Consider the following 21,384-nt stretch of genomic DNA (forward strand, 5'->3'; position numbering starts at 1 on the left):
CTTGGCCAACTTATCTCTCGTAGCCTAGCCTTATATGTGATTTCTGTCCGTCGGACCAGAGATTTGCTTACAGCTTCCTTCAGATTCCACCTCACGATGGACACCCTTGCTGTTCGGCTATACACTTCCCACTATCTGGGCGTGTTCGGGACTTGCACCCGTTAGAGCGCGCCCATGGCGCGCAAACCAAGAAAGAATGTCGCTTGCGACATTCTCGCGCCGAGCGCGGTTGCTGAAGGCAACATATTCCTATCGCGCGAGTGCGCATCCATAGCGGAGCGCTTTTTATGATATAGGAATTTCGGAGAAATTTCCTATATCACTAAAAAGACTGCCGCATTACTGCAGCAGTCCTGGCTATTTTAACTATCAATTTAAAATCTCATATATCTTGGACGACCTGAGCTGACAACATAATCCTCAGCAAAAATATAGGCCACAAGCTTATCGCGGTAGTAGAACTCACATCTGTTACCCACAAGCTCATCCATTACAAGAGTGATGGTGTCTACCCTTATACAATCCTCAGTCTCAGCGTACCAGAGTCCCTGCACATTCTGAGCGTAGGTGATAACGAAGTCCTTAAGCTCACAATAGTGGAATCTGTCATAGGTGATGAGCATTCGTGATCTCTTGCACTCTTCTCTTCCTGCCTTGGGAATCCTTGCGCCTATGATCTTTATCCTTCCACTCTTCATGTGTCTGAAGGAAATCATGATATCATGTCCCTCCTCAAGAGCCTGATAAAGAACAAAGGGATGTGTGCTGCAATAGAGCTTCTCACTGCCGTATCCAAGCTTTCTACGAAGCTGGGTAAGGACAAGTCTGATCTTCGCAAGAAAAGCTTCGTCCTCGCTGTCCCTTTTCACCTGGAGTCTGAGCATCACTGCATGCTCTGCCTGGAGATAATAATAGTAAGCCTTGGATATGTCCGAAGGTCCTCCTATACCCTTGCGGTACATATCACCCATCTCATAGGCGAGGTCTGCAAATCTGCATCTGTAATGACCCTTTCCTTCACTTATAAATTTCTTTAGCTCTCTTCGGTACTGGCTTCTGGTGGTGCGTCTGATACCGATTCTGCTTTCGTCTCTTTCTTTCATAACCCATATAATATCATATCTATGTTTCCTTTACACGCACGACTTTATTTCGTATACTTCTATTAGATTTTTAAGAAAAGGAGTTTATCTTAATGTCAGTTGCAAAAAAATATTCGCATCTTGGTATAGCTATAGTTTTCTACATGATATTATCCAACATTCTCGCATCAGTTGTGGTGGCAATTGCCTCATTTATTTATACACTGTTTTATATGTTTAGCATGATGGCAGATGGCGGCATGTCTACACCGACTATTGATCCGGCTCTTGCAACAGAGATAACTACCAGGTTCAGCTCAAACACAGGAATGATCAACCTTGCTTCCATGTGCGTAAGCTACTTTGTTTGTATTCCGCTCACAATTTTGATTCTTAATTCCAGAGGACACAGAGATATTCCCACACTCAGCGGTTTTAAATTCTCCACTCCTTACGAGAATTCCCTGAAAAGGAATCTCACACCCTGGGAATTTTTCAATTTCCTTATGTTTATGTTCCCTCTTGGAATAATCGGATCAGCGATAGGTGCAGGACTTGCATATCTCGTATCTCTTGTCACAGGCAACGATATGAACAACCTTCTGACCTCAATGATCTCGGATATGCCCCTGGGTCTTGTGCTTCTTCTCACGGTAATACTTGCTCCGATATTCGAGGAGATACTTTTTAGATACGCTGTTGTAGGCTACTGCAGACGTTACGGCGAATGGAATGCGATCTTTGTATCAGGCTTTATTTTCGGTCTTATTCACACCAATATATTCCAGTTCTTCTATGCATTCTTCCTGGGAATAGTACTTGCTTACGTATACGTTTACACAAGACGCCTTATATATACGATCATCATGCACATGACCTTCAACTGCTTCGGCGCCTTTATTCCGCTTTTGATCGATCCTACACTTAAAAACGCTACTTCACCTGGTATGATCATTTACAACCTCGTTCAGTATGGATTAGCCATTATAGGATTTATTCTTCTGATCATGTTTATTGCAAAAGGTAATCTGCTTCAGAACACTCCCGGAGCTCCGATCCAGGGTAAGTTCAGCATAAAGTCGATCCTGAATGTCGGCATGATCGCACTTATACTTGTATGTACCGGTCTTACAATACTTATCTCGGTGATGCTGTAAACAAGCAAAAATATCGCCCTTGTTCATTGCGAGCAAGGGCGTTTCTTATTTTTCCTATATAATTTTTTAAGCTTACAGCATCTCTACAATTTCCTGTGAGAAATCTGCATATCCGTTTTTATAGAGCTCCTGAACGAATTCTACAGCCTTCTGTCCGGATTCCTCGATCGGAACGCCCTGACTGTAAATGTACTCTATCTTATTACCGTTTGCCATGATAAAGTTCACCTGTGTTCCAATGATCTGTCCATCACCGACATCCATTCCTACTACTTCCACATCGGTAACCTCACGAACACGTCCGGCTGCAAATAATACTCTCATATAAAAACCTCCTTTTCCTGCTACTCATTAATCATCATCGGAATCGTCGGAATCAAAATTAATTTCCTTAAGTCTCTGAGCTTCCTTATAAATACCATCAAGTGAATCCTTGAAGTTCTCAAACTTCTCAACAGCATTCTGTGCATTCTTAAGTCCGTCACTGGAGAGGGCTGCAACCTCCTGGCTGGTAGCAGACAGATTGGAGATACTATCATTGATCTCATTTGTAGAGTTATTGATCATCTCCATGCTGTTTCCGATCTCTTCGATCTTGCCAATGAGATCCTCAACATTGCTGTCGATGGTTTCAAAGGCCTGTGCTGTATCACGGATAACTTCATTCTGAAGTTCAACGGATTCAACGGTATTATCGATACTTTCCATAGCCTTGTTGGCATCCTCGGTAAGCTCTCCGATAATCTTTGTGATCTCATTTGAAGCGTTGTTGGTCTGCTCTGACAGCTGTCTGATATCCTCAGCAACTACCGCAAATCCTTTTCCTGCTTCACCTGCTCTTGCTGCCTCAATTGATGCATTCAGAGCAAGGAGGTTTGTCTGTTTTGAAATCGCCATGATGGATCCCAGGATCTTCTGTACATCCTCCACCTTATTAAGAACGGCCTTGGTGGACTCTGCTGTAATCTGGCTGGCTGAGCGAACGCCTCTTGCCTTGTCACGCAGAACCTCGATTGTCTTTGCAACCTCTGCGATGGTTTCCTTGGTGCTGGCAGAAGCATCGATCATCTGCTGGCGCTGATCATCAGCAACCTGTGTCTGTTCTCTGATCTCTGCAACCTTCTGAGCCTCATCGGTAACGGCATTAGCTGTGCTCTCTGTAGATCCGGCAATATCCTTCATTCCATTAGAGGTATTCTCAATGATGGACTCCAGCTCTGCTATACTGCCCTGGGCCTGATCGAAGTGCTTGGCAATTCTGCGTGCAACCTTACCCATATCCTTGCTTGCAGCTTCCTGCACCTGATTGTGTTCTTCAATTGTTGAAAAATGCTCTTCATTAAAGGTGTACAGGAGGTTCTGAGCAAAATATGCTGACATGATAAGGAGTACTGTGGCAATTCCTGAAAGGACGATCTCTGTCATGCCCCTATCCTGTCTCGCCATAACACGGAAAGCGCAGATAACATACATAAGTAAGATTACTGTGCTTCCTCCGATTATGATACGCCTGTTCATATAGATAACGGCACATACGAGGATCGGAAGTCCGAACATAACATAGAACAGCTGGTTTTCAACGAGCATAACGATTATGAAGGTAACTGTAGCTCCAATCATAATAAGAACCGAGCCGAGCTTTTCCTCCTTGAATCTTGTAACGCCGGCACTCATAACAGCTATGCTGACGGCAACAGATACAAGCTCAAGTATTCTGCCTCCAGAAAAGCCCTGAGTAACCCCCTCAATAATAAAGGCGAGTGCACAGGTACACACAATAATAAGGCATACCGCATACGCTCGCTGATTGGCACGGGAGAATTGATATTTATCCATAATGTCCTCCTGAATAAGAAAATATATGATCGCAGTTACAAAACTTTTCCACACATATTATTTTATCAGAATAGACGAAATACAGTTGTTAATTTTTACTAAATAAAGATTTCTCCTCTTTATAATTAATTTATAATTCTACTGTCTCTCAAAATAGTCTTTTCCCGAACAAATAAAGTAGGTACGGATATATCCGTCAGTCGATACAAAGGCTATCTCATCGGTGGATTCCAGATAGTAAATAGCATCCCCGTCCTCTGCCTCTGTCTTATGAAGGGCCTCGGGGTTATTTATAAGCGCATTGGCTGCGTCAAGGTATTCCTTCTGAGTAGAAAATCCCATCTCATGGCCATGCTTTTCAAAGTGGCTTCTCAGCTTCTCATCGCTCCTAAAGCTGTAGGTGGCGGAAGCTGAGATTTTCTCCTTCTCCTCAATAGCTGCAATAGCTGCCTCGGCTGCACTTGTCGCCGCTTCATCCGTACCGGTTATAACCTCCGCTGCGTTCTCAACCTTCTCATAGGATGAGCTCTCTGCAGGCTCATCCTCAGTCTTCGCCTGATTGGGTGCTATGATGTGCGGATAGATTATTATGTAAATAGCGCACAGAAACAGGAGCGCCATCATTCCAAGGTTGTAGGTTTTTGATTTTTTTCTGGGTGTCGGTCTCATATTGCTCCATTTCTATTTATATACGAACTCGCGCTGAATCCAGAAGCTAAGCAAAAACAGGATACAGTCAACAGGTATCTTTACCAGCACTTCCGGAACGCCGGGGAAAAATCTGTAAATATAGGTAACTCCGTAGCCGCTGAGGAGAACGATCATAACTGCCAAAACGGCATACTTCACCGCACTCATCCACTTGTTCTCGGTTCCCTTAAATACCACCTTGTAATTCACACTGAAATTGTAGGTGGCGGATACGACTCTCGCTAAAATGGTGGAGAGCATGATGTATCCCACAGGAAGGCCCTGTACTCTTCTGAATATTCTGCAGAACAGAGCAAACATCAGCATGTCAACAAGGCTTGATGACAACGATGAAACTATGAACTTGCCAAACACTGCATAAATTCTGATGGAATCCCTGATAGGATGAAAATGGCTGGATTTATTCTCTTCGATATAGATGGTCTGAATATCCACCTCCCTGATGGGAACTCCCTCAGCCTTGGTAGCAAGGAGCATGTTGGTCTCAAATTCAAACCTCTCACCATTTTCATTTAAAAGATATCTCATGAAATTGGCAGGAATAGCCCTGAGCCCTGTCTGTGTGTCGGATACGTGGACACCCGCAAGGGATTTCATGACTCTGCTGGTAGTCTTATTGCCAAAAACGGATCTGGCAGGAATGCCACTCTCATCGAAATCCCTGCAGCCCATAATAAGGCTGTCCGGATACTCCATAAGCTCCGCCTTGACGCGGCCTATATCAGTGGTGGTGTGCTGTCCGTCCGCATCGGCGGTGATAACACCCACAAGGTCAGAGTACTCAACGAGACAGTAATTAAACGCATCCTTTAACGCTCTGCCCTTTCCCATATTGACTGCGTGCTTTAAGACTATAACGCCATAGTCATTTTCGGCTCTTTTAAAAATGCCACCGTAGACGTCATCGTCAGAGCCGTCATTTACAACGATTATCGGTGAAAAGCCTGCCGTATTTATCTCAGACAAAAGCTTTATTAATTTTTCATCAGGCTCGTAGGCCGGTATTATTATCGGTACTGTTGCACTCATGTTTTAAGATTAGTAACTCCATATCAGTACAGGTACACCGGTATGAGCTTTAAGCTATCTCCGGTATCCTCTACCTTATATAATTTCCAAAATTCAAATTCTTCGCCATTTTCCATAAATCCTGAAAAGGCATTCTTATCATAGAGCTGTGCAGACTCAGAAAAAACATACTCCGCATGGCTCTTTCTTATCTTATCTGTCAATGTAATGGCATCATCAGACTCAGTAAGTGTATCATAAACTGCGGGAACAGGGGAAACTTCTTTACTTAAATATGTATCGTGAACCCAATGTCCCGGATCGCCGCTTCGAAGGTTCAGTACGCGGTGTCCCCAGAGAACCCTGTGTCCGTACAGAGCCTCAATAAAGCGCTGACCGCCATCATCAATCATATCCGCATTATAAGCAGCCTTCTCCTCAAGGGTCTTTCGATATCCGTAAAGAGAATTGTAGGTGCCCACATAGTCCGCATTTAGAAGCACAAAAAGTATGATAAGAATATAAATGATATTCCTCTTGTTCTTCCAGTAATCATCATGGTCAGGATTCCCTGCTTCCTCGACAGCCCTCTTGCTGCCTGCATAGGTCAGGGCAACGCCCATAAGAAGATACATGCTTCCCATGGTAAAGGGTGCGCCGTATCTTGCAAGAGAATTAGTCATTGCGAAGGCATCAAGGTACTGATCCTCAGCCTGGAACAGAGATATGTGTGCTATGAAAATAATTCCATAAGAGATTATTCCTGAAAGCACAAAGAAAAGAGCAAATCTCTTCCTCTCTCTGTGAGGAATGATCTCCTTTTTAATCATCAGAATAAGTGCTGCAAAAATAAGGACGATCATCACTCCGATGGGCATATCAAAGGTGACGTTATGGTCTGCATGCATGGGCATGGTCCAAAGTCCCAGGAAGAAATACCACGCCTTCTGAGCGGCGTTGGCAGGTACAACGTAGGAGCCTGTAGCCATCCTTATTCCAAGGCCTGTAGCCTTGGCAACTCTTCTGTTAATAAAGCAGAACAGGAGCCAGCTTCCGTAAAAGGTCGCTGCAAAAAGTGCTGCAAGGCAGATGCCCTTTACCTTTGATGCTCTTCTTCCCTTTCCGGGATTGGTCATAAAGAAGAAAATAAGAGCGAAAACAGCCCACTCGATTCCAACGGATTTGGTCAGCAAAAGAACCGCTGTGTAGAGCGCAATCCTTCCATAATAGAAGATGTTCTGATGTCCGTCCTTATCCCAGATAGCATACAAAAGAGCACCGTAGACAATACCCATGGTAATGTCCGCGGGTGTTCCGTAAAAGATGATTCCGTTGATGATTCCGGGAAGCATGAATGCCAGGAAGGTTGCAGGAGCCGCAAGCTTGGTGCTGACTCCCTTAACGATCGGCATAAGAAATACAAAATTCAGTGTGTAGTAGCCTGCAAACTGAAGACTTTCCCTGTACTTTTTAGAACTGATCTCAAGGAATATCCACTTAAAAATGGAGGTCACCGGAGGGTAATCTCCAAACTCAGGAGATACATTTCCATATTTTCCGGGAAAGCCATTCAGATAATAGAGCTGCTTTGCATCCGATGACCAGAAGTTGATATCATCCCACCATGTAAAAATCTGATTCCTTGTAAGGAAGGTCACCACTGCAATGATAAATATAAACGCGAAAACCTCAGGCCTTGCAAAGACCTGAAGGCATCTCTTAAAGCTATGTCTGTTATGGTTTATATGTATGATCTTCTGACTGACTCCGGGGGTCTTTTTGAACATAAAATCCGCAAGACAAAGTCCGCCGAAGATCAGGATCGTTGCAATGGATGAAACATATATGAACTTCATCCCACGGAAGAGTGCCAGGACATACAGAAAAAGAATCTGTATAGCTCCTGTCACCGCAATGGTGTCACATATGCTCTCCCTGAATTTCACTGACAGCAGCGCTGCCGTTATGAAAAATGCTATTGGAATCAAAAACCACATAATGTTAATAAGTCTCCAAGTCTGATTATTTTAAAGCTTAAAGAGTGTTCCGATTATTCCTCTTCCAAGGCTGGCCCCAATATTGCCGCCAAGTGTCTTTCCGAATCTGCCAAAGCCCTTGCCGGCTGCCTTGCCGACCTCTCGTCCAACTGTTCCGCTGACAGTAGATGCGACGGACTTTGCTGCGCGCTTCTTGGCAGCCTCTTCCTGCTGCTTCTTGCGCTCCTCTGCCTTTATAGCAGCAGCTGCCTCACGCTCCTTAGCCTTTATAGCGGCAGCCTCCTCCTTAAGTCTTGCCTTCTCAGCCTCTGCCTCTGCTTTTGCTTTTTCAGCAGCTTCGGCATCAAGGACGCCCTTTCTCTGAAGCATCTCATAGGCTGAATCAGAGTCAACGGCATTAGCATATTTGCTGTAAAGGAGACTTCCCTTTATAGCGTTATCTCTTGCAGAGTCATCTATTCCGCCAATCTTACTCATAGGAGGAAGAATGAACGCTTTTCTTACAACGCCGGGTGTTCCGTCCTCATCAAGGAAGGAAACCACAGCCTGTCCTGTTCCAAGCTCCATTATCACATCAAAGGTCTTAAAATCAGGGTTCTCTCTAAAGGACTCAGCCGCAGCCTTAACCGCCTTCTGATCAGCGGGAGTATAGGCATGAAGCGCATGCTGAATCTTGTTACCGAGTTGCGCAAGAACTCCATCGGGAATATCCCTAGGATTCTGGGTTACGAAGTAAACACCGACGCCCTTTGAACGGATAAGCTTAACCACCTGCTCAATCTTAGCAAGGAGCGCCTTGGAGGTATCCTTGAAAAGGAGATGTGCTTCATCAAAGAAGAATACCATCTTGGGCTTTTCCATATCTCCCACTTCCGGAAGAGTCTCAAAAAGCTCAGAGAGCATCCACAAAAGGAAGGTGGAATATAAAACGCCGTTATTTATAAGACTCTCGGAATCAAGAATTGAGATCATTCCCTTTCCGTTAGTGTCTGTTGTAAACCAGTCTGTAAGGTTAAGCGCAGGCTCTCCGAAAAATACGTCGCCTCCCTGGGTCTCAAGAGAAACCACCGCTCTTAAAATAGCGCTCAGGGACTGCGGACTCATCTTGCCGTAGTCAGCAGCGTAATCCTTATTATTCTCAGAAAGCTCATTAAGAAGAGCCTTCAGATCCTTGGTATCAAAAAGGAACCAGCCGTTGTCATCGGCTATCTTGAAAGCAATTGTAAGAATGTCACTTTGAAGATCATTAAGTCCAAGAATACGTGAAAGAAGAATGGGACCCATCTCGGAAATGGTGGTTCTCAGCGGAATACCCTTTTCCCCGAAAATATCCCAGAATGTAACAGGATACTTTTTATATTCATATCCTGTATCCTCTAATGAAAAGCTCTGAATCCTATCCTCCATTCCGGAGCCTTCCTGAATCATGCCCGCAAGGTCGCCCTTTACGTCCGCAAGAAAAACAGGAACCCCCATATCGGAAAAGGATTCCGCAAGTACTTTTAATGTAACTGTTTTACCGGTACCTGTTGCACCCGCAATAAGTCCGTGTCTGTTTGCCATCTTAGGCAAAAGATACAGAGCCTCCCCATTATCTGCTCTGGCAACAAAAACCTTCCCATCTTTAACCATTTTTCATACCCTCCCATTTATTATTTTCAGAACTCGTCTACAACGCCCTCCATAAAGAAGTCCTTGTAGTAAGTCTTATAATCAGCATCAATCTTCCTGCACTCGGAAATGTATGCCTTCTTAACCTCATCAGGACTAAGCTTATAACCATGAGTGCCTGCAAACTCGGACATTCCCTCAAGTATAAGCTGATTTCTCTTATCATTAAGCTCATCCGTAAGGCTCGCAACCTCCCCGTCAATAGAATGAAGCTTGGCGCCAAAGCCCGCGCGAAGATCAGGATTCTGTTTTAACTTCAAAAAGAATTTATCCATGATATACCTCCGACAAAACGAATTATGCGAATAGCATCTTAAGGGCACTTTCGTACTCTTCCACCTGGCTCTTATGAACTGACTCACATATCTCGCGGCATTTCTTCTTAGATTCCGCAGAATCAGAAATGCTCATGCCATTCTCCGCGGCATAGTCCTTGATAGCGCCAATTACGAGTTCGTCCCTCTTCTTGTTGTACTCGTCGATTATTTCATTCATCTCATCAGTTTTACCTGCAAGAAAATCTCTGAGCTCATGTCTGAACTCTTCATCATTTTTAAGTCTCTCAATGAATTCGTCCACTCAAAATCCCTCCTGCCATAAGATAATTCTAAAAAAGAAAATCTATTTCTATTTTAACTAGATTTTGGGTTCAAAACAATAAACCAATAAATATATAATATTATTTTTATATTTTGGCTTTTGGGATTTTCTTTTCTTAATTTCTTTTATGTCGTTGGTATTGGTTTTTTGTGGGCATTTCTTTTACGTCAATTGGTAGAAATTGGGATAGTTGACGTAAAATTCACATTCTTGTGTTATACTTAGGAAAGTTTTTTGGGAAAACTCAGTCTGAAGGGTGATTTTTTGCAAGATTGACGTAATGTTTGTCGTATTATAGTTTGTTTGTATATGTTTTTCTGCACATCTCAGCACTCTGTTAAGTCAGTAATACAAAATAAGTCCGGATTGGTTGAAAAATTGCTGCCTTTTCGGAAATAAGCAAGCACAAAAGTAAGTCTATATAGTTTGCAAACTATATACTGACTTAACGAGTTCATGGTAGCGTTTACATTTAAACAATATATCGATAATCCAGTAAGTCAATCAAACAAATATAAAAATATTGACGTAAGAGGGACTATATAAAGACAAATCACATTCGAAATTCAGACAACAATTACCAGAATGGAGGAGACAATATGAAAAAAGGCAAATTTTTGGCGCTGGTAGCGTGTCTTGTAATAGCAGGCTGCGGTAACGCCACTAACACACAGACTCAGGAGACTCCTACTTCTTCATACGAAAGTATGGAAGCTGCTCCAAGTGACAGCGCACCGGAATCAGCAAATGATAGCATTCCGGATGACGGCGGTGATTATAGTACACCTTCAAATAGCAGCGGTGATGATCCTTCAAATGGATCCGATACTGATATAGATTTCGGAGGAGGACCCTCTTCATCAGTTGGTGATAATTCTTCTGATGATGACGGCTCTGACACAGACCACAACAACTATTCACCTGCTTCAGGTTTAGGCGGTGGTTCAGCCGATAATAGCAGCGACAATGATGACTCTTCAAATTACAGCAACAAAAGCACCAACACACCTGATGCTGATACAGATACAGACACCGATGATAGTGACTCATCAGATGCCGGAAAAACAGAAGAAAAAACTCCCGAGGATGATAGCGCAAATCAGCAGGACAACACCGGCTACGGCAATATCTTTTTCGTTGGAGATTCCAGAACCGTTGATATGTTTGATGGAAATGTTTCAGAAGTCTATGACTTAAACGCCGGCGGAATAAGAGTGTTTGCAAGAGATGGCTGTCACTGCGCGTACCTTACAGATGTACTTGGAAGCCACAGCATGGATGAGTTTGATACACTGGTTTCATGGCTTGGATGTAACGATAATAACGATGCCGCGCTCTATGAGCAGGTTTATCAGAATCTTCTTAACCAGGGAAAACAGGTTGTTATCTGCACTGTAGGTCCCACAAATGACGCATTCCTTAGCGGGGATTTTGACACAGCCAACTACCCCGATGCGAAGATGGTTGCCTTCAATCAGGAAATCACTTCATGGGCAAGCTCCCACGGAGTAAAGGTCATAGATCTGTATACCTTCGTAAAAGGCAATATTGAAATATCACCAGATGGAATACACTATAACCCTAAACCAACTACTGCTATTTGGAATTATATCCTCAGCAATTTATAAAGCGAATCAACCAGAATAGTATCTATATTTTTTCAAAACAAATAAGACAGATACTTATCATAAAAGCCGATGACACAGCGTCATCGGCTTTTCAATTACACTTAATTACACTTCCCTGATGTATAGCACCACCTGATTGTGGAGCTCCGCCTCATCCTCCCAGGTATAAGCCATGTCTGATATGGCACTTTTAAGTACTTTTATGGCAAGCTCGTCTCTCTGAGATGTCACATCAAATTTCGGACCGCCGTAGCGCACTGTCATAGTCGCCTGTGCATCCTTTTCCGAATATTCAATTGCCACATGCACACGTGGTTCTTCCAAAGCCGGAAGCAGTAATCCCATGATTTCTTCAAAGGTCAGCTGCACACGATTTATCAATTTAGGTACAATCTGATTTTTCTCACACCAGGTCCAGATTTCTCCGGCCATACCCAGGAAGTCATAATCGCGGCTTTCGATGTTAAGCTCCAGCACCTTCAGCTGATGTACAAAACGACGGGTTCTCTCCTTTTTAGGATGAACAAATATCTCTTCAGGAGAGCCGTCCTCGTATATGCCGCCTTCATCCATGAAAAACACACGGTTAGAGATTGCCCTGGCGAAGTTCATCTCGTGGGTGACGATCATCATCGTCTTACCGGTTCCCGCCAGATTCTTTATTACCGCCTGCACCTCGCCCACCATGGTGGGATCCAGGGCACTGGTAGGTTCATCAAGAAGAATCACCTCCGGATCCATTGCCAGGGTCCGCGCAATGGCGATACGCTGCTTCTGCCCTCCCGAAAGTTCATCCGGATAGTTCATGGCCTTCTCTGCAAGGCCCACTGTCCTTAGCAGCTGCATGCCTATGTCATAGGCTTCCTGTTTGGATTTTCCCAGAAGATCCATGGGTGCCATCATGATATTCTCTATTACTGTCTTGTGCCCGAACAGATTAAAGCTCTGGAATACCATACCCATCTTCTGTCGAACCTTGTTTATGTCACACTTAGGGTCTGTGATTTCCTGATCATCCACCCATATTTTTCCTGAAGTAGGTTTCTCCAGCTGGTTAATACAGCGAATAAGCGTACTCTTGCCTGTGCCGGAGGGACCTATGACGGAAATCACATCTCCGTCGTGGATTTCGACACTTACGTCCTTTAAGGGCGTGGCATTCGAATATTCTTTTTTCAAATGCTCAATCTTAATCATGTGTCCTGACCCCCTTCAGGATATCTTCCTTTCTTCGACGCTTCGGATTAAAATTCACACTGATTCTGAGAACAAACAGTCCTATCAATGCTTCCAACAGGAAATAGATGACAGTAACAGCAATAAGCGGGAAGAATGCTTCGTAAGTACGACTACGCACGATGTCACCCATCTTGGTCAGATCCTGTACAGCGATATAGCCTACGATGGCCGTAGCTTTTATCAAACCAACTATCTCACCTTTATAGGCAGGGAGCACATGGGGAAGAGCCTGCGGAAGTATTATTTTGAAAAACGTTCTTTGCTTTGAATATCCTAAAGCATATGCAGCCTCATACTGTCCGATATCCACCGCTCCGACGCCCATCTTAAGGAGTCCGAACACCGTAGCACCGAAGGTGAGGGTGAAGCCAATCACAGCGACTGCAACTCCGTCTATAGCCACCTTTCCAAAGATGATGTAATACAGAATCATAAGTAATACCACCATCGGCATCCCCTGTACTAACCAAAGGCAGAAACGGGTAACAAGATTTGCTGCAGGATTCCCGTCACGGCATAGCATGAAAACAGCAAATCCCAGGATTGTCCCAAATATTATCGATAATAGCGTGATTATAAGGGTGATCAACACACCGCTAACGAATAGTTTCCAGCGATCTTCCCGAAGAAAGGTCTTTTCAAAACTGGAGGCGATGCCGTCATCTGTTCTCTCGTCATCCGAGACTTCCACCGCAGCATCATTAAGATTACGTACGATCAGCACAAAGGCCGCAGGATAGTATTCAACGAAATCCACAGCCTGCGCCCTCTCCTCGGTGATTATGATGGATCCCGCCCCAATATCGGCTTTTCCTGACTGCACCGAGGCCAATATGGCAGCGAACTCCATACTGGTAAACTCCACATGCATATCCATTTCTTTTGCAATCATCAGGATCATTTCAAGGTCAAAGCCCTTCGGCTCTCCGTCTCCGCCGACATAACTCATAGGCTCCAGCGTGTCACAGGCTGCTACGCGAACTGTTCCATTCGCACCAGGCCAGTCCTGAGCAGGCAATACTTTGACGCTTTCATCCGCACCTGTCCATTTTTTCCAGGCTGCTTCCACAGCTTCCTCAGGAATGGCATCTAATGCCGCCTGCCAGTCATCACACCGGGCATCTCCCTTTTCAAAAGCAAGCCCAAACGTGCCTCCTTTTAGCTCCTGCGGAAAAAGTGCAAGGTCCTGATTGCGATTCACCGCCAAAGCTGCAATTGCGTTATTAGTTAAGACAGCGTCTGTTTTACCCGATTCCAGAGCCAAAAGCATATCAGGCGTACTGTTGAAGGATGTAAATCCACCTACATCCGGATTCTTGCTCTTCACCAGTTCTTCGAAGGGTGCACCTGTAAGCATGGACACCGTCTTACCGGAGAGTTCTTCAAATGTGCTATATTCCGGGCCGCCCCCTGAACTTATGGAAGCATCATCCTGACTATTCTTTGACCCACAAGCAACCATCATGCTCATAATAAGAGCCAACAGCAGAATACATGCAGTTTTTCTCATGAAACAACCTCCAGAGGCTCTTTTTCCAACTCCATGAGCCTCATATAATCAGCCACTTCTCCCCATTCCAATACGTTTCTTCCCCGCAACAATTGCATCCTCCGGACACACAAGCTTGCACAGATGACACCCCACACACTTACTTCCATCAAGCTTAGGCTTTCGGTCGTCAAATCTGATCGCCTGGTGCCCTCCGTCATTACAGGAGATAACGCATCTTCCACATCCATTGCACTTTTCAAGATCAAATGCAGGGAAAAGAATCATGTCTCTCTCCAGCACATCAGTTGAATCACTGACTGTATCAAGGCCTGCACCAATGATATCCTTCACGGATTTAATTCCCATTTGGGCAAGATAATAATTCAGGCCTTCCTTAAGGTCATCAATTATCCTGTAGCCGTACTGCATCACGGCAGTAGTGATCTGAATCGAACCGGCTCCCATCAGAATGAACTCCAGGGCATCTCTCCAGGTTTCAATTCCGCCCATTCCGCTTATATGCATTCCCTTAAGCTTTGGATTCTGTCCTATCTCAGCTATAAATCTTAAAGCTATTGGCTTTACGGCATTTCCGCTGTAGCCACCAACTGCTGATAATCCTTTTACAGCCGGTGCTGAAACAAAAGTATATGGACTGACACCAACAATACTCTTTATGGTATTTATCGCAGCGATACCATCTGCTCCGCCACGTAGTGCAGCCTCTGCAGCAGGACTCATGGTGGCAACATTAGGTGTAAGCTTTGCAAGCACAGGAATTGTAGTGCTTCTTTTTGCAGCCCTTGTGAATCTCTCCACCAGTTCAGGCACCTGACCTATATCTGAGCCAAGACCATCCTCCTGCATATTTGGACATGAAAAATTAAGCTCTATGGCATCCGCTCCGTTTTCCTCGCAGCACTTAGCCAGGGATTCCCATTCAGCCTCGTCCTGTCCCATGATCGATGCCAGAATAAATTTAGAGGGATATTTTTCCTTAAGTCGCCTGAATATCTCCATATTTTCTGCAACGCTATGGTCTGAAAGCTGCTCAATATTCTTAAAGCCGATAAGGCTTCCATTATCTCCCTTGATTGCGGAAAATCTTGGAGAAGCTTCATGGATATCAAGTGAACAGATGGTTTTAAAGCAAACTCCAGCCCAGCCTGCTTCAAAGGCCCTTGCACACATATCGTATGTAGAAGCCACCACAGAGGAAGACAGTAAAAATGGATTCTCAATCGGCACTCCGCATAAATCGCATTTAAGTCTCTCTTCATTATCAGGTATTGCAATCTCTACTTCAGGGCGAACCTTTTCATGTAAATCGGTCATGAGCTGCTTTATGGGAACTCTCCCACTGTTTACACACGCAGCTTCACACGGTGCATCACAGCCGGCGCATAGATTATTCTCACGAAGCTTCATCGCTGCCACGTCCTGATTGTCAAACCATATCCCACGCAAAGCCCTGGCGGGATCCACATTCGGACATGCAGCACTACAGGGAGCATCTTTGCATAATACGCATGAAATCATATCCAATCGTTTAATAACAGGTTTTATCATCATGATCTTATGCTCCTTTCGCATTCACGCTTACTCTATCTCCTGATAACATTCAGAAGTATCTTCTTCTGGGTAAGCTTAAACGGCGTTCTCTTCTCCACAACCTGTCTGCAGTAGTCCAACTTTTCCTGCATAGATACAACCATATCTTCAAGGTCTTTAATGATGGCTTCATCCTTCTCCTCTGCAAGTAGCAGGAAGGTCTCCTCTGTCATCTTCATGGACTTAACAGCAAAAAGCCTTTTGTTATGATTTATTTCCTCTTCGTCTGTCAGAGTGCTGATATCATAAAGTATCATAGGATTGCGGCTTGCAACCACATCGATTTCATCCGTAATACGAATCAGGGCTGCAAGATAAGGAAGGCATACCGTATTTCCATTTGGAAGCTTGTAATCCGAAGGATATTCATTCTCATCGAAAAGATCAGTTTTCCTGTGTCCTCTCGCAACCTGCTTAATGCAATAAGCATATTCAGGTGAAGGGATATCATAAATCTCCCAGTATTTATCAATATAAAGTCCACTGAACTCATGGTGGAAGATTCTTACATAATCTGCTTTAGTATCATTCGGATGGTCTGCAAAATAGTAATCTCCACCCAGTTTTTCCTTAAACTCCTCGTAATCCTTCTCGCTTATACCCATTCCAACATCGTGGAGATAGCATGCAACCAAAAGTATATATATTTCGTCAGCGTTTAGCTTTTTCACCTGACTCTCTCCGATCAGATGGTTGCAGGAATCGATTACGGTAAGGCTATGAAGCTCGGAATGGTCCGTATATTCCGGGAAAATTGCCCTGTATTTATTAAGGACGTTCTGAGACACCATTGCCACCTCCTTAAACCTCTTGTGAAGATCCTTATCAAGCTTCAGCAGGGTCTTCTCAAGAAGGAAATCATTAGCCTCAAGAGATGCAAGGTTATCCTCTTTTATAGTGGTTGTAAGGACATTTAATCCCAACAGATTCTGATAGGTAACCTCATCGGAAAGCTTGTATACCATCCTGATTCCTATGTTTTCAGTCTCTTCATTCTGAGCAACCATCTCTGCCATCTCTGAAGGATCAAAGGGTATACAGTCATCCTTGATTCTGAGCATTACATCGCCTCTTAAGTAGACAACCCTGATATTCAAAGCGTGCTTCTTTTTATCTGCAGTAAAACCATGCCTTACTACATTTCCTGCCATCTCCTCCAGACACAGAGCCGAGTACATGGAGGCCTTTTTTCCTATACCATGCTCTTCGCAGAAATTCTGTACCTTCTCGGAGGAGTCTGCCACATCGTTCATATCCCTTATCGGAAGATCAAGTGAATCCTTGGGTTCAACACCAAAGTTGGGCTTGAAGAAAAATACCTCATCCATGTTCCGGGGGATTCTTTTCCAATAGATAAGGCTATATACAGGAACAGTCAGTATAGTCAGAATAATTCCGATGGGGTTTGCTATCCATACTCCAAGTGTTCCCATAACAGGTGCCAGAATTATGGCAGGTATTACCATGGCAAAGAATCCATCAAATACCGACTGAACATTCACAAAAATATAATGCCCCGAAGCCTGAAGATAGTTGGTAAAAACCTGACATATGAGTACCAGGGGAATACAAAAGGCATATATGGCAAAAAGCTGATATGTAAGGTGGTATACGTTGGAATTTTTATCAGCAAAAAATATACTGGTGAGCAGGGGTGAAATCATGTAAATAAATGCCGCAAATACTATGCTGATAAGCAAACCCTTTGTCATAACTATTTTCATAACCTTTTTGATGGAATACTTATCCTCTTCTCCCACAAAGATGCTGACAAACATGCGAACAATAGATCCGTTTCCAAGGCAATATGCGATAAACATTCCGCTGACCATGCTAAAGGAGGCCATGGCAGAAAGTCCGTCATTACCTGAATATTTAAGAAGGATTCTGTTTATGACAATTCCTCTAAAGGACAGACAGAATATAAGAAGCGCGCCGGGAAAGCCTATACCGATAAGGCTCCCAAGATCACTCCACTTAGCCTTTTTAAAGCTGTAGTGAAGCTGCGCTTTGGAAGTAAAATAATAAGGTAAAAGAATAAACAGATAGATTGTATTACTGATGGAGGTAGCAAGGGCAAGGCCCCAGACTCCAAGCTTAAAAACAGCTACCAAAAGTACATCAAGAGTAACGTTTGAGATTATCATTCCGGCTACTCCGATATATCCGATCCAGTTCTGTCTCTCCAGCTGAAGAAATGATGCCAACTGGTCAGAAAGCAGCATTGGAAGAACACCAAAGGAATAACCGACAATATATGTCATCAGACTGGGCTTAAGTTCCTCGCTTGAGCCAAGAATATCCGCGACAAGAGAAGGAGCTCCAAGACATACGCCCGTGAAGACAAGACCTGTTATTACAGTAATGGTCAGGTTTAATGAAAAAACACCTTCCGTATTATCCATCTCGCCTTTTCCCATATATCTTCCGCACAGTACTGAGGTTCCTCCTAAGAATACTGAGCTTATCGCCAAAATAAGCCGAACCACGGAATAGAACAGTCCAATAACTCCGACAGATGCTGCATCGATAAATCTTCCTGCCATGGCACCGTCGACGATGGAATTTATGGATCCCATGGCAAATATCAGAATCTGAACAGGAAGCATATTAAAGAAAAGCTTACTCAATAAATCCTTTGAAGTTTTATTGCTTGCGCTCATCCCTTATCCCTCATTTCTTTGCATTTTGTCAGAAGTCTTTGCATGCGCTTGGCGACTGCCTTTTCATTTGATCCGATGCGCTCTGCAATTTCACCGTAGGAGAGCTCCATACCAAACCTGAGCATTAACAGCTCTCGTTCCTCGTCCGTCAGAGCTTTAAGTATGATATACGCCTCTTTGCTGTAATCATCTGACAGTCTGTCGAGCTCCGGATCCTCTGCCCCGGGGTCAAAGCCGTTCTCTAAATATACATCGTATGAAACTAACTTGTCCGATTTATCCTTCCTGAAAAAGTCCGTAAGAGTATTAGTCGCAATCCTGGAAATCCAGGTGAATACCGAGGCCTTCTCAGGATCGTAAGTGTCATAGGCATTCATAGCCTTGATAAATACGTCCTGTACGATATCCTCAGTGCTCTCCCGGTCAAGAATGCGCATGTACACACTCTTATATACCCTGTCGTAGCAAGAACTATAAACTTCTTCAAATGGCATTTTATCCTTCATCTGTTTCTACCTGCTGCCTCTTAACAAGCTCCGCAAAAGATCCGTTCAGCTTCATAAGTTCGTCATAGGTTCCATCTTCAATAATCTTTCCGCCATCAAGCACGATAATCCTGTCGCAGTTCTTAATGGTTGAAAGTCTGTGAGCGATAACAATCCTTGTACACTTAAGTGTCTCAAGGGAATCCGACACCTGCTTCTGAGTGATGTTATCAAGGGCACTTGTAGCCTCATCAAACATCAGAATCTTAGGCTTTGGTGCGATAGCTCTTGCTATCATAAGTCGCTGCTTCTGACCGCCTGATATTCCGCCGGCGCCCTCTGCTATCATCGTAAACATTCCCATGGGCATACGTCTTATATCATCTGCCATCCCGGCAAGCTCAGCCGCTTCCCAGGCATCATCCAGAGTAAGCTCAGGATTGGAGATAACTATATTTGCATAAATATCTCCCATGAAAAGTGAACCGTTCTGCATAACAGTTCCGATCCTGCTTCTGAGGGATTTAAGGTCGATACTCTTTATATCCTTGCCGTCGTAATAAATGGCACCTCGCTGAGGAGTCTCAAAGCCAAGCAGAATACGCATAAGCGTTGACTTTCCGCAGCCGGTTTTCCCAGTGATCGCAACGTACTGACCCGGCTTGATCTTAAGGTTCAGATTATCTAGTACAGGCGGTCCGTCCTCATCATATCTGAAGGTTACGTTATTAACCTCAACTGCTCCGGTTAGCCTTTCTATAACAGGCTTATCCTCTGCGACTTCGGGAACAGTCTCCATGATAGGCCTTACCATCTCCAGAATAGGCTTTATCTGAGCAACACATGTAACCATAACGGAGAAGGTTGCAAAGGAAGCACTCACCATTCCAAAGGCTGAGTCAAAGGCATAGTACTCAGGGATACTGACCTGAGTTTTTATGGCTATCATGTATATGATCACAGTTCCGATAAGAGAAATCGCCGTTATCAGAACTGAGCTTGTCTTTACGAAAAGCGGCGGATCATATTTATAAACAGCCTGCTCGGAGTACGCTCTGCCCCACTTTGCAAAGGCACGTCTCTCAGCACCCGAAAGCTTAATCTTCTCAATACCTGCAATAAGCGCATACGCAAGACCGCTCTCCTTGGCAGCAAGCTCCATCTGAACGCGGTTTATGCCTGTGCTTACAACAACCGCCATAACCGTAACTATGATGATAAGAAGCGTAACGGTGAGCGCCGGAACAGCCAGCGTTGGCGTAAAGGTAAATATCTGAATTATGTATATAAAGGACAAAAGCACCGTCAGTCCTGTTGAAAGTCCTATGTTAATAAGCTGCGTAACAAGGAGGTTCATGTAGTTTATTCTTGTGCTAAGATCACCCGATGCATAGTTCCCAAAGAACCCCGTAGGAAGTGCAAGAATTCTCATCATGGTGGCAGCTTCAACGGTCTGATCAAGCTTAAGGGCAATCCTCTCAAGGAAAAGATCACGAATCGTTCCAAACAGCATTCTTCCAAGAGATACGCTTATCATAAATATCGAAATTGCTATAAGAGCTACCATGTTTCCTGACACAGCAACGTCTGCGAACATGCTCTTTGTAATATAAGGAACAATAAGTCCAAGCAGAGCTATAAGGGTAAAAATCCCTAAATATGCGTACAGACTTCCCTTATCAATATTTGCCCAAATATAAGAGATCACATCTCTCATCCCCAGCTTCCTCACGGGGAAGGGCTTATAAAAAGCTATAGCATCAGTGGCTATCTGCTTCTCCCTTGCTGCCGTAACCCTTACATATTTTCCCGTCTCGGCATCTCTGTATTTATAGCCGGACATACCTGCCGGGATGAGCGCAAGGGGCGTATTACTGCCCTTTAGGGTGGTGAGCATGGCACCGGAGGCAGCCTTTCTCCAGCCTTCTCTAAGAGTCACTTCCCTTATCATCATTCCATTTGGTCGCAGTAGATATTCCAGAATATCCTCAAGAGAAGTGAGCTTTTCGGGAATCTCTCTTTCTGCCACGTGGTAGTATTTAAGCACCTCACCGATAGCGTCCTTAGCCTGCTGCCTCTCATCATGGAGAGCTGCAGTCAGGCTTTTTCCCATAACGGAACCCGCTATTCTAAGACATGAATCCTCGAAGGCCTCCATGTCGGCGTTTTCACGTATTTTAATTTGTTCATCAAACCAGCTCATA

The 21,384-nt window shown here is 44.1% G+C and carries 16 protein-coding genes and 1 pseudogene; 2 read left to right on the forward strand and 15 right to left on the reverse strand.

Annotation, left to right across the window (positions count from 1 at the left end; genetic code table 11):
- Nucleotides 1–374: 374 nt before the first annotated feature.
- Complete coding sequence (locus G601_RS0119020; RefSeq protein ID WP_026492492.1) at nucleotides 375–1,103, reverse strand: SEL1-like repeat protein; 729 nt, start codon at nucleotides 1,101–1,103, stop codon at nucleotides 375–377.
- Between the two features lie 92 nt (nucleotides 1,104–1,195).
- Here G601_RS0119020 and G601_RS25465 point away from each other — a divergent pair, with 92 nt between their 5' ends.
- Nucleotides 1,196–2,239 (forward strand): CPBP family intramembrane glutamic endopeptidase, encoded by a 1,044-nt coding sequence (locus tag G601_RS25465; protein ID WP_051206070.1) that lies wholly within the window; start codon nucleotides 1,196–1,198, stop codon nucleotides 2,237–2,239.
- Between the two features lie 72 nt (nucleotides 2,240–2,311).
- Here G601_RS25465 and G601_RS0119030 read toward each other — a convergent pair whose 3' ends face one another.
- The 8 genes from G601_RS0119030 to G601_RS0119065 form a co-directional block, all read right to left on the reverse strand.
- Nucleotides 2,312–2,563 (reverse strand): hypothetical protein, encoded by a 252-nt coding sequence (locus tag G601_RS0119030; RefSeq protein ID WP_026492491.1) that lies wholly within the window; start codon nucleotides 2,561–2,563, stop codon nucleotides 2,312–2,314.
- Nucleotides 2,564–2,590: 27 nt separating this feature from the next.
- Nucleotides 2,591–4,075 carry a methyl-accepting chemotaxis protein gene (locus G601_RS0119035; protein ID WP_026666279.1) on the reverse strand — a complete coding sequence of 495 codons (1,485 nt, stop codon included), beginning with the start codon at nucleotides 4,073–4,075 and terminating at the stop codon, nucleotides 2,591–2,593.
- Nucleotides 4,076–4,213: 138 nt separating this feature from the next.
- On the reverse strand, nucleotides 4,214–4,744 hold the full coding sequence (locus tag G601_RS25470; RefSeq protein ID WP_051206072.1) for a hypothetical protein: 531 nt from the start codon (nucleotides 4,742–4,744) through the stop codon (nucleotides 4,214–4,216).
- A gap of 12 nt (nucleotides 4,745–4,756) precedes the next feature.
- Nucleotides 4,757–5,815: a glycosyltransferase gene (locus tag G601_RS0119045; RefSeq protein WP_026666280.1), complete on the reverse strand. Its 1,059-nt coding sequence runs from the start codon at nucleotides 5,813–5,815 to the stop codon at nucleotides 4,757–4,759.
- A 23-nt stretch (nucleotides 5,816–5,838) separates the two neighbouring features.
- A complete protein-coding gene (locus G601_RS0119050; protein WP_026666281.1) occupies nucleotides 5,839–7,791 on the reverse strand; it encodes a hypothetical protein in 1,953 nt (650 codons plus the stop codon).
- A gap of 30 nt (nucleotides 7,792–7,821) precedes the next feature.
- Complete coding sequence (locus G601_RS0119055) at nucleotides 7,822–9,423, reverse strand: helicase HerA-like domain-containing protein (protein ID WP_026666282.1); 1,602 nt, start codon at nucleotides 9,421–9,423, stop codon at nucleotides 7,822–7,824.
- A 26-nt stretch (nucleotides 9,424–9,449) separates the two neighbouring features.
- On the reverse strand, nucleotides 9,450–9,737 hold the full coding sequence (locus G601_RS0119060; RefSeq protein WP_026492486.1) for a hypothetical protein: 288 nt from the start codon (nucleotides 9,735–9,737) through the stop codon (nucleotides 9,450–9,452).
- Nucleotides 9,738–9,759: 22 nt separating this feature from the next.
- Nucleotides 9,760–10,041, reverse strand: a complete 282-nt coding sequence (locus tag G601_RS0119065) for a hypothetical protein (RefSeq protein WP_026492485.1) — start codon at nucleotides 10,039–10,041, stop codon at nucleotides 9,760–9,762.
- A 620-nt stretch (nucleotides 10,042–10,661) separates the two neighbouring features.
- Between G601_RS0119065 and G601_RS0119070 the strand changes: the two genes are divergently transcribed.
- A complete protein-coding gene (locus G601_RS0119070; protein WP_026666283.1) occupies nucleotides 10,662–11,690 on the forward strand; it encodes an SGNH/GDSL hydrolase family protein in 1,029 nt (342 codons plus the stop codon).
- A gap of 480 nt (nucleotides 11,691–12,170) precedes the next feature.
- Here G601_RS0119070 and G601_RS0119075 read toward each other — a convergent pair.
- From G601_RS0119075 to G601_RS0119100, 6 genes and pseudogenes are all read right to left on the reverse strand, one after another.
- Nucleotides 12,171–12,887: pseudogene (locus tag G601_RS0119075) on the reverse strand (amino acid ABC transporter ATP-binding protein); the annotation flags it as partial.
- Nucleotides 12,880–14,439, reverse strand: coding sequence for an ABC transporter substrate-binding protein/permease (locus tag G601_RS0119080; RefSeq protein WP_026666285.1), 1,560 nt, complete (start codon nucleotides 14,437–14,439; stop codon nucleotides 12,880–12,882). The pseudogene G601_RS0119075 and the gene G601_RS0119080, both read right to left, overlap by 8 nt.
- Nucleotides 14,440–14,487: 48 nt before the next feature.
- Entirely contained in the window at nucleotides 14,488–15,993 is a 1,506-nt protein-coding gene (gene preA / locus G601_RS0119085; protein ID WP_051206106.1) for an NAD-dependent dihydropyrimidine dehydrogenase subunit PreA, read from the reverse strand.
- 32 nt (nucleotides 15,994–16,025) lie between these two features.
- Nucleotides 16,026–18,695, reverse strand: coding sequence for an HD domain-containing protein (locus G601_RS0119090; protein WP_026666287.1), 2,670 nt, complete (start codon nucleotides 18,693–18,695; stop codon nucleotides 16,026–16,028).
- Complete coding sequence (locus G601_RS0119095) at nucleotides 18,692–19,201, reverse strand: RNA polymerase sigma factor (protein WP_026492481.1); 510 nt, start codon at nucleotides 19,199–19,201, stop codon at nucleotides 18,692–18,694. Before G601_RS0119095 ends, G601_RS0119090 begins: the two co-directional genes overlap by 4 nt.
- Entirely contained in the window at nucleotides 19,191–21,383 is a 2,193-nt protein-coding gene (locus tag G601_RS0119100) for an ATP-binding cassette domain-containing protein (protein ID WP_026666288.1), read from the reverse strand. The genes G601_RS0119095 and G601_RS0119100 overlap by 11 nt, the downstream gene beginning before the upstream one ends.
- Nucleotide 21,384: the final 1 nt, after the last annotated feature.

The organism is Butyrivibrio sp. FC2001, from assembly GCF_000424125.1.
Taxonomy (GTDB): Bacteria; Bacillota; Clostridia; order Lachnospirales; family Lachnospiraceae; genus Butyrivibrio.

Coding starts and splice junctions, on each gene's coding strand:
- G601_RS0119035 (WP_026666279.1), bottom strand. CDS start 4,075: ATGGATAAATATCAATTCTCCCGTGCCAATCAGCGAGCGTATGCGGTA.
- G601_RS0119070 (WP_026666283.1), top strand. CDS start 10,662: ATGAAAAAAGGCAAATTTTTGGCGCTGGTAGCGTGTCTTGTAATAGCA.
- G601_RS0119080 (WP_026666285.1), bottom strand. CDS start 14,439: ATGAGAAAAACTGCATGTATTCTGCTGTTGGCTCTTATTATGAGCATG.
- G601_RS25465 (WP_051206070.1), top strand. CDS start 1,196: ATGTCAGTTGCAAAAAAATATTCGCATCTTGGTATAGCTATAGTTTTC.
- G601_RS25470 (WP_051206072.1), bottom strand. CDS start 4,744: ATGAGACCGACACCCAGAAAAAAATCAAAAACCTACAACCTTGGAATG.
- G601_RS0119100 (WP_026666288.1), bottom strand. CDS start 21,383: ATGAGCTGGTTTGATGAACAAATTAAAATACGTGAAAACGCCGACATG.
- G601_RS0119060 (WP_026492486.1), bottom strand. CDS start 9,737: ATGGATAAATTCTTTTTGAAGTTAAAACAGAATCCTGATCTTCGCGCG.
- G601_RS0119095 (WP_026492481.1), bottom strand. CDS start 19,201: ATGAAGGATAAAATGCCATTTGAAGAAGTTTATAGTTCTTGCTACGAC.
- G601_RS0119045 (WP_026666280.1), bottom strand. CDS start 5,815: ATGAGTGCAACAGTACCGATAATAATACCGGCCTACGAGCCTGATGAA.
- G601_RS0119030 (WP_026492491.1), bottom strand. CDS start 2,563: ATGAGAGTATTATTTGCAGCCGGACGTGTTCGTGAGGTTACCGATGTG.
- G601_RS0119050 (WP_026666281.1), bottom strand. CDS start 7,791: ATGTGGTTTTTGATTCCAATAGCATTTTTCATAACGGCAGCGCTGCTG.
- G601_RS0119090 (WP_026666287.1), bottom strand. CDS start 18,695: ATGAGCGCAAGCAATAAAACTTCAAAGGATTTATTGAGTAAGCTTTTC.
- G601_RS0119055 (WP_026666282.1), bottom strand. CDS start 9,423: ATGGTTAAAGATGGGAAGGTTTTTGTTGCCAGAGCAGATAATGGGGAG.
- preA (WP_051206106.1), bottom strand. CDS start 15,993: ATGATGATAAAACCTGTTATTAAACGATTGGATATGATTTCATGCGTA.
- G601_RS0119020 (WP_026492492.1), bottom strand. CDS start 1,103: ATGAAAGAAAGAGACGAAAGCAGAATCGGTATCAGACGCACCACCAGA.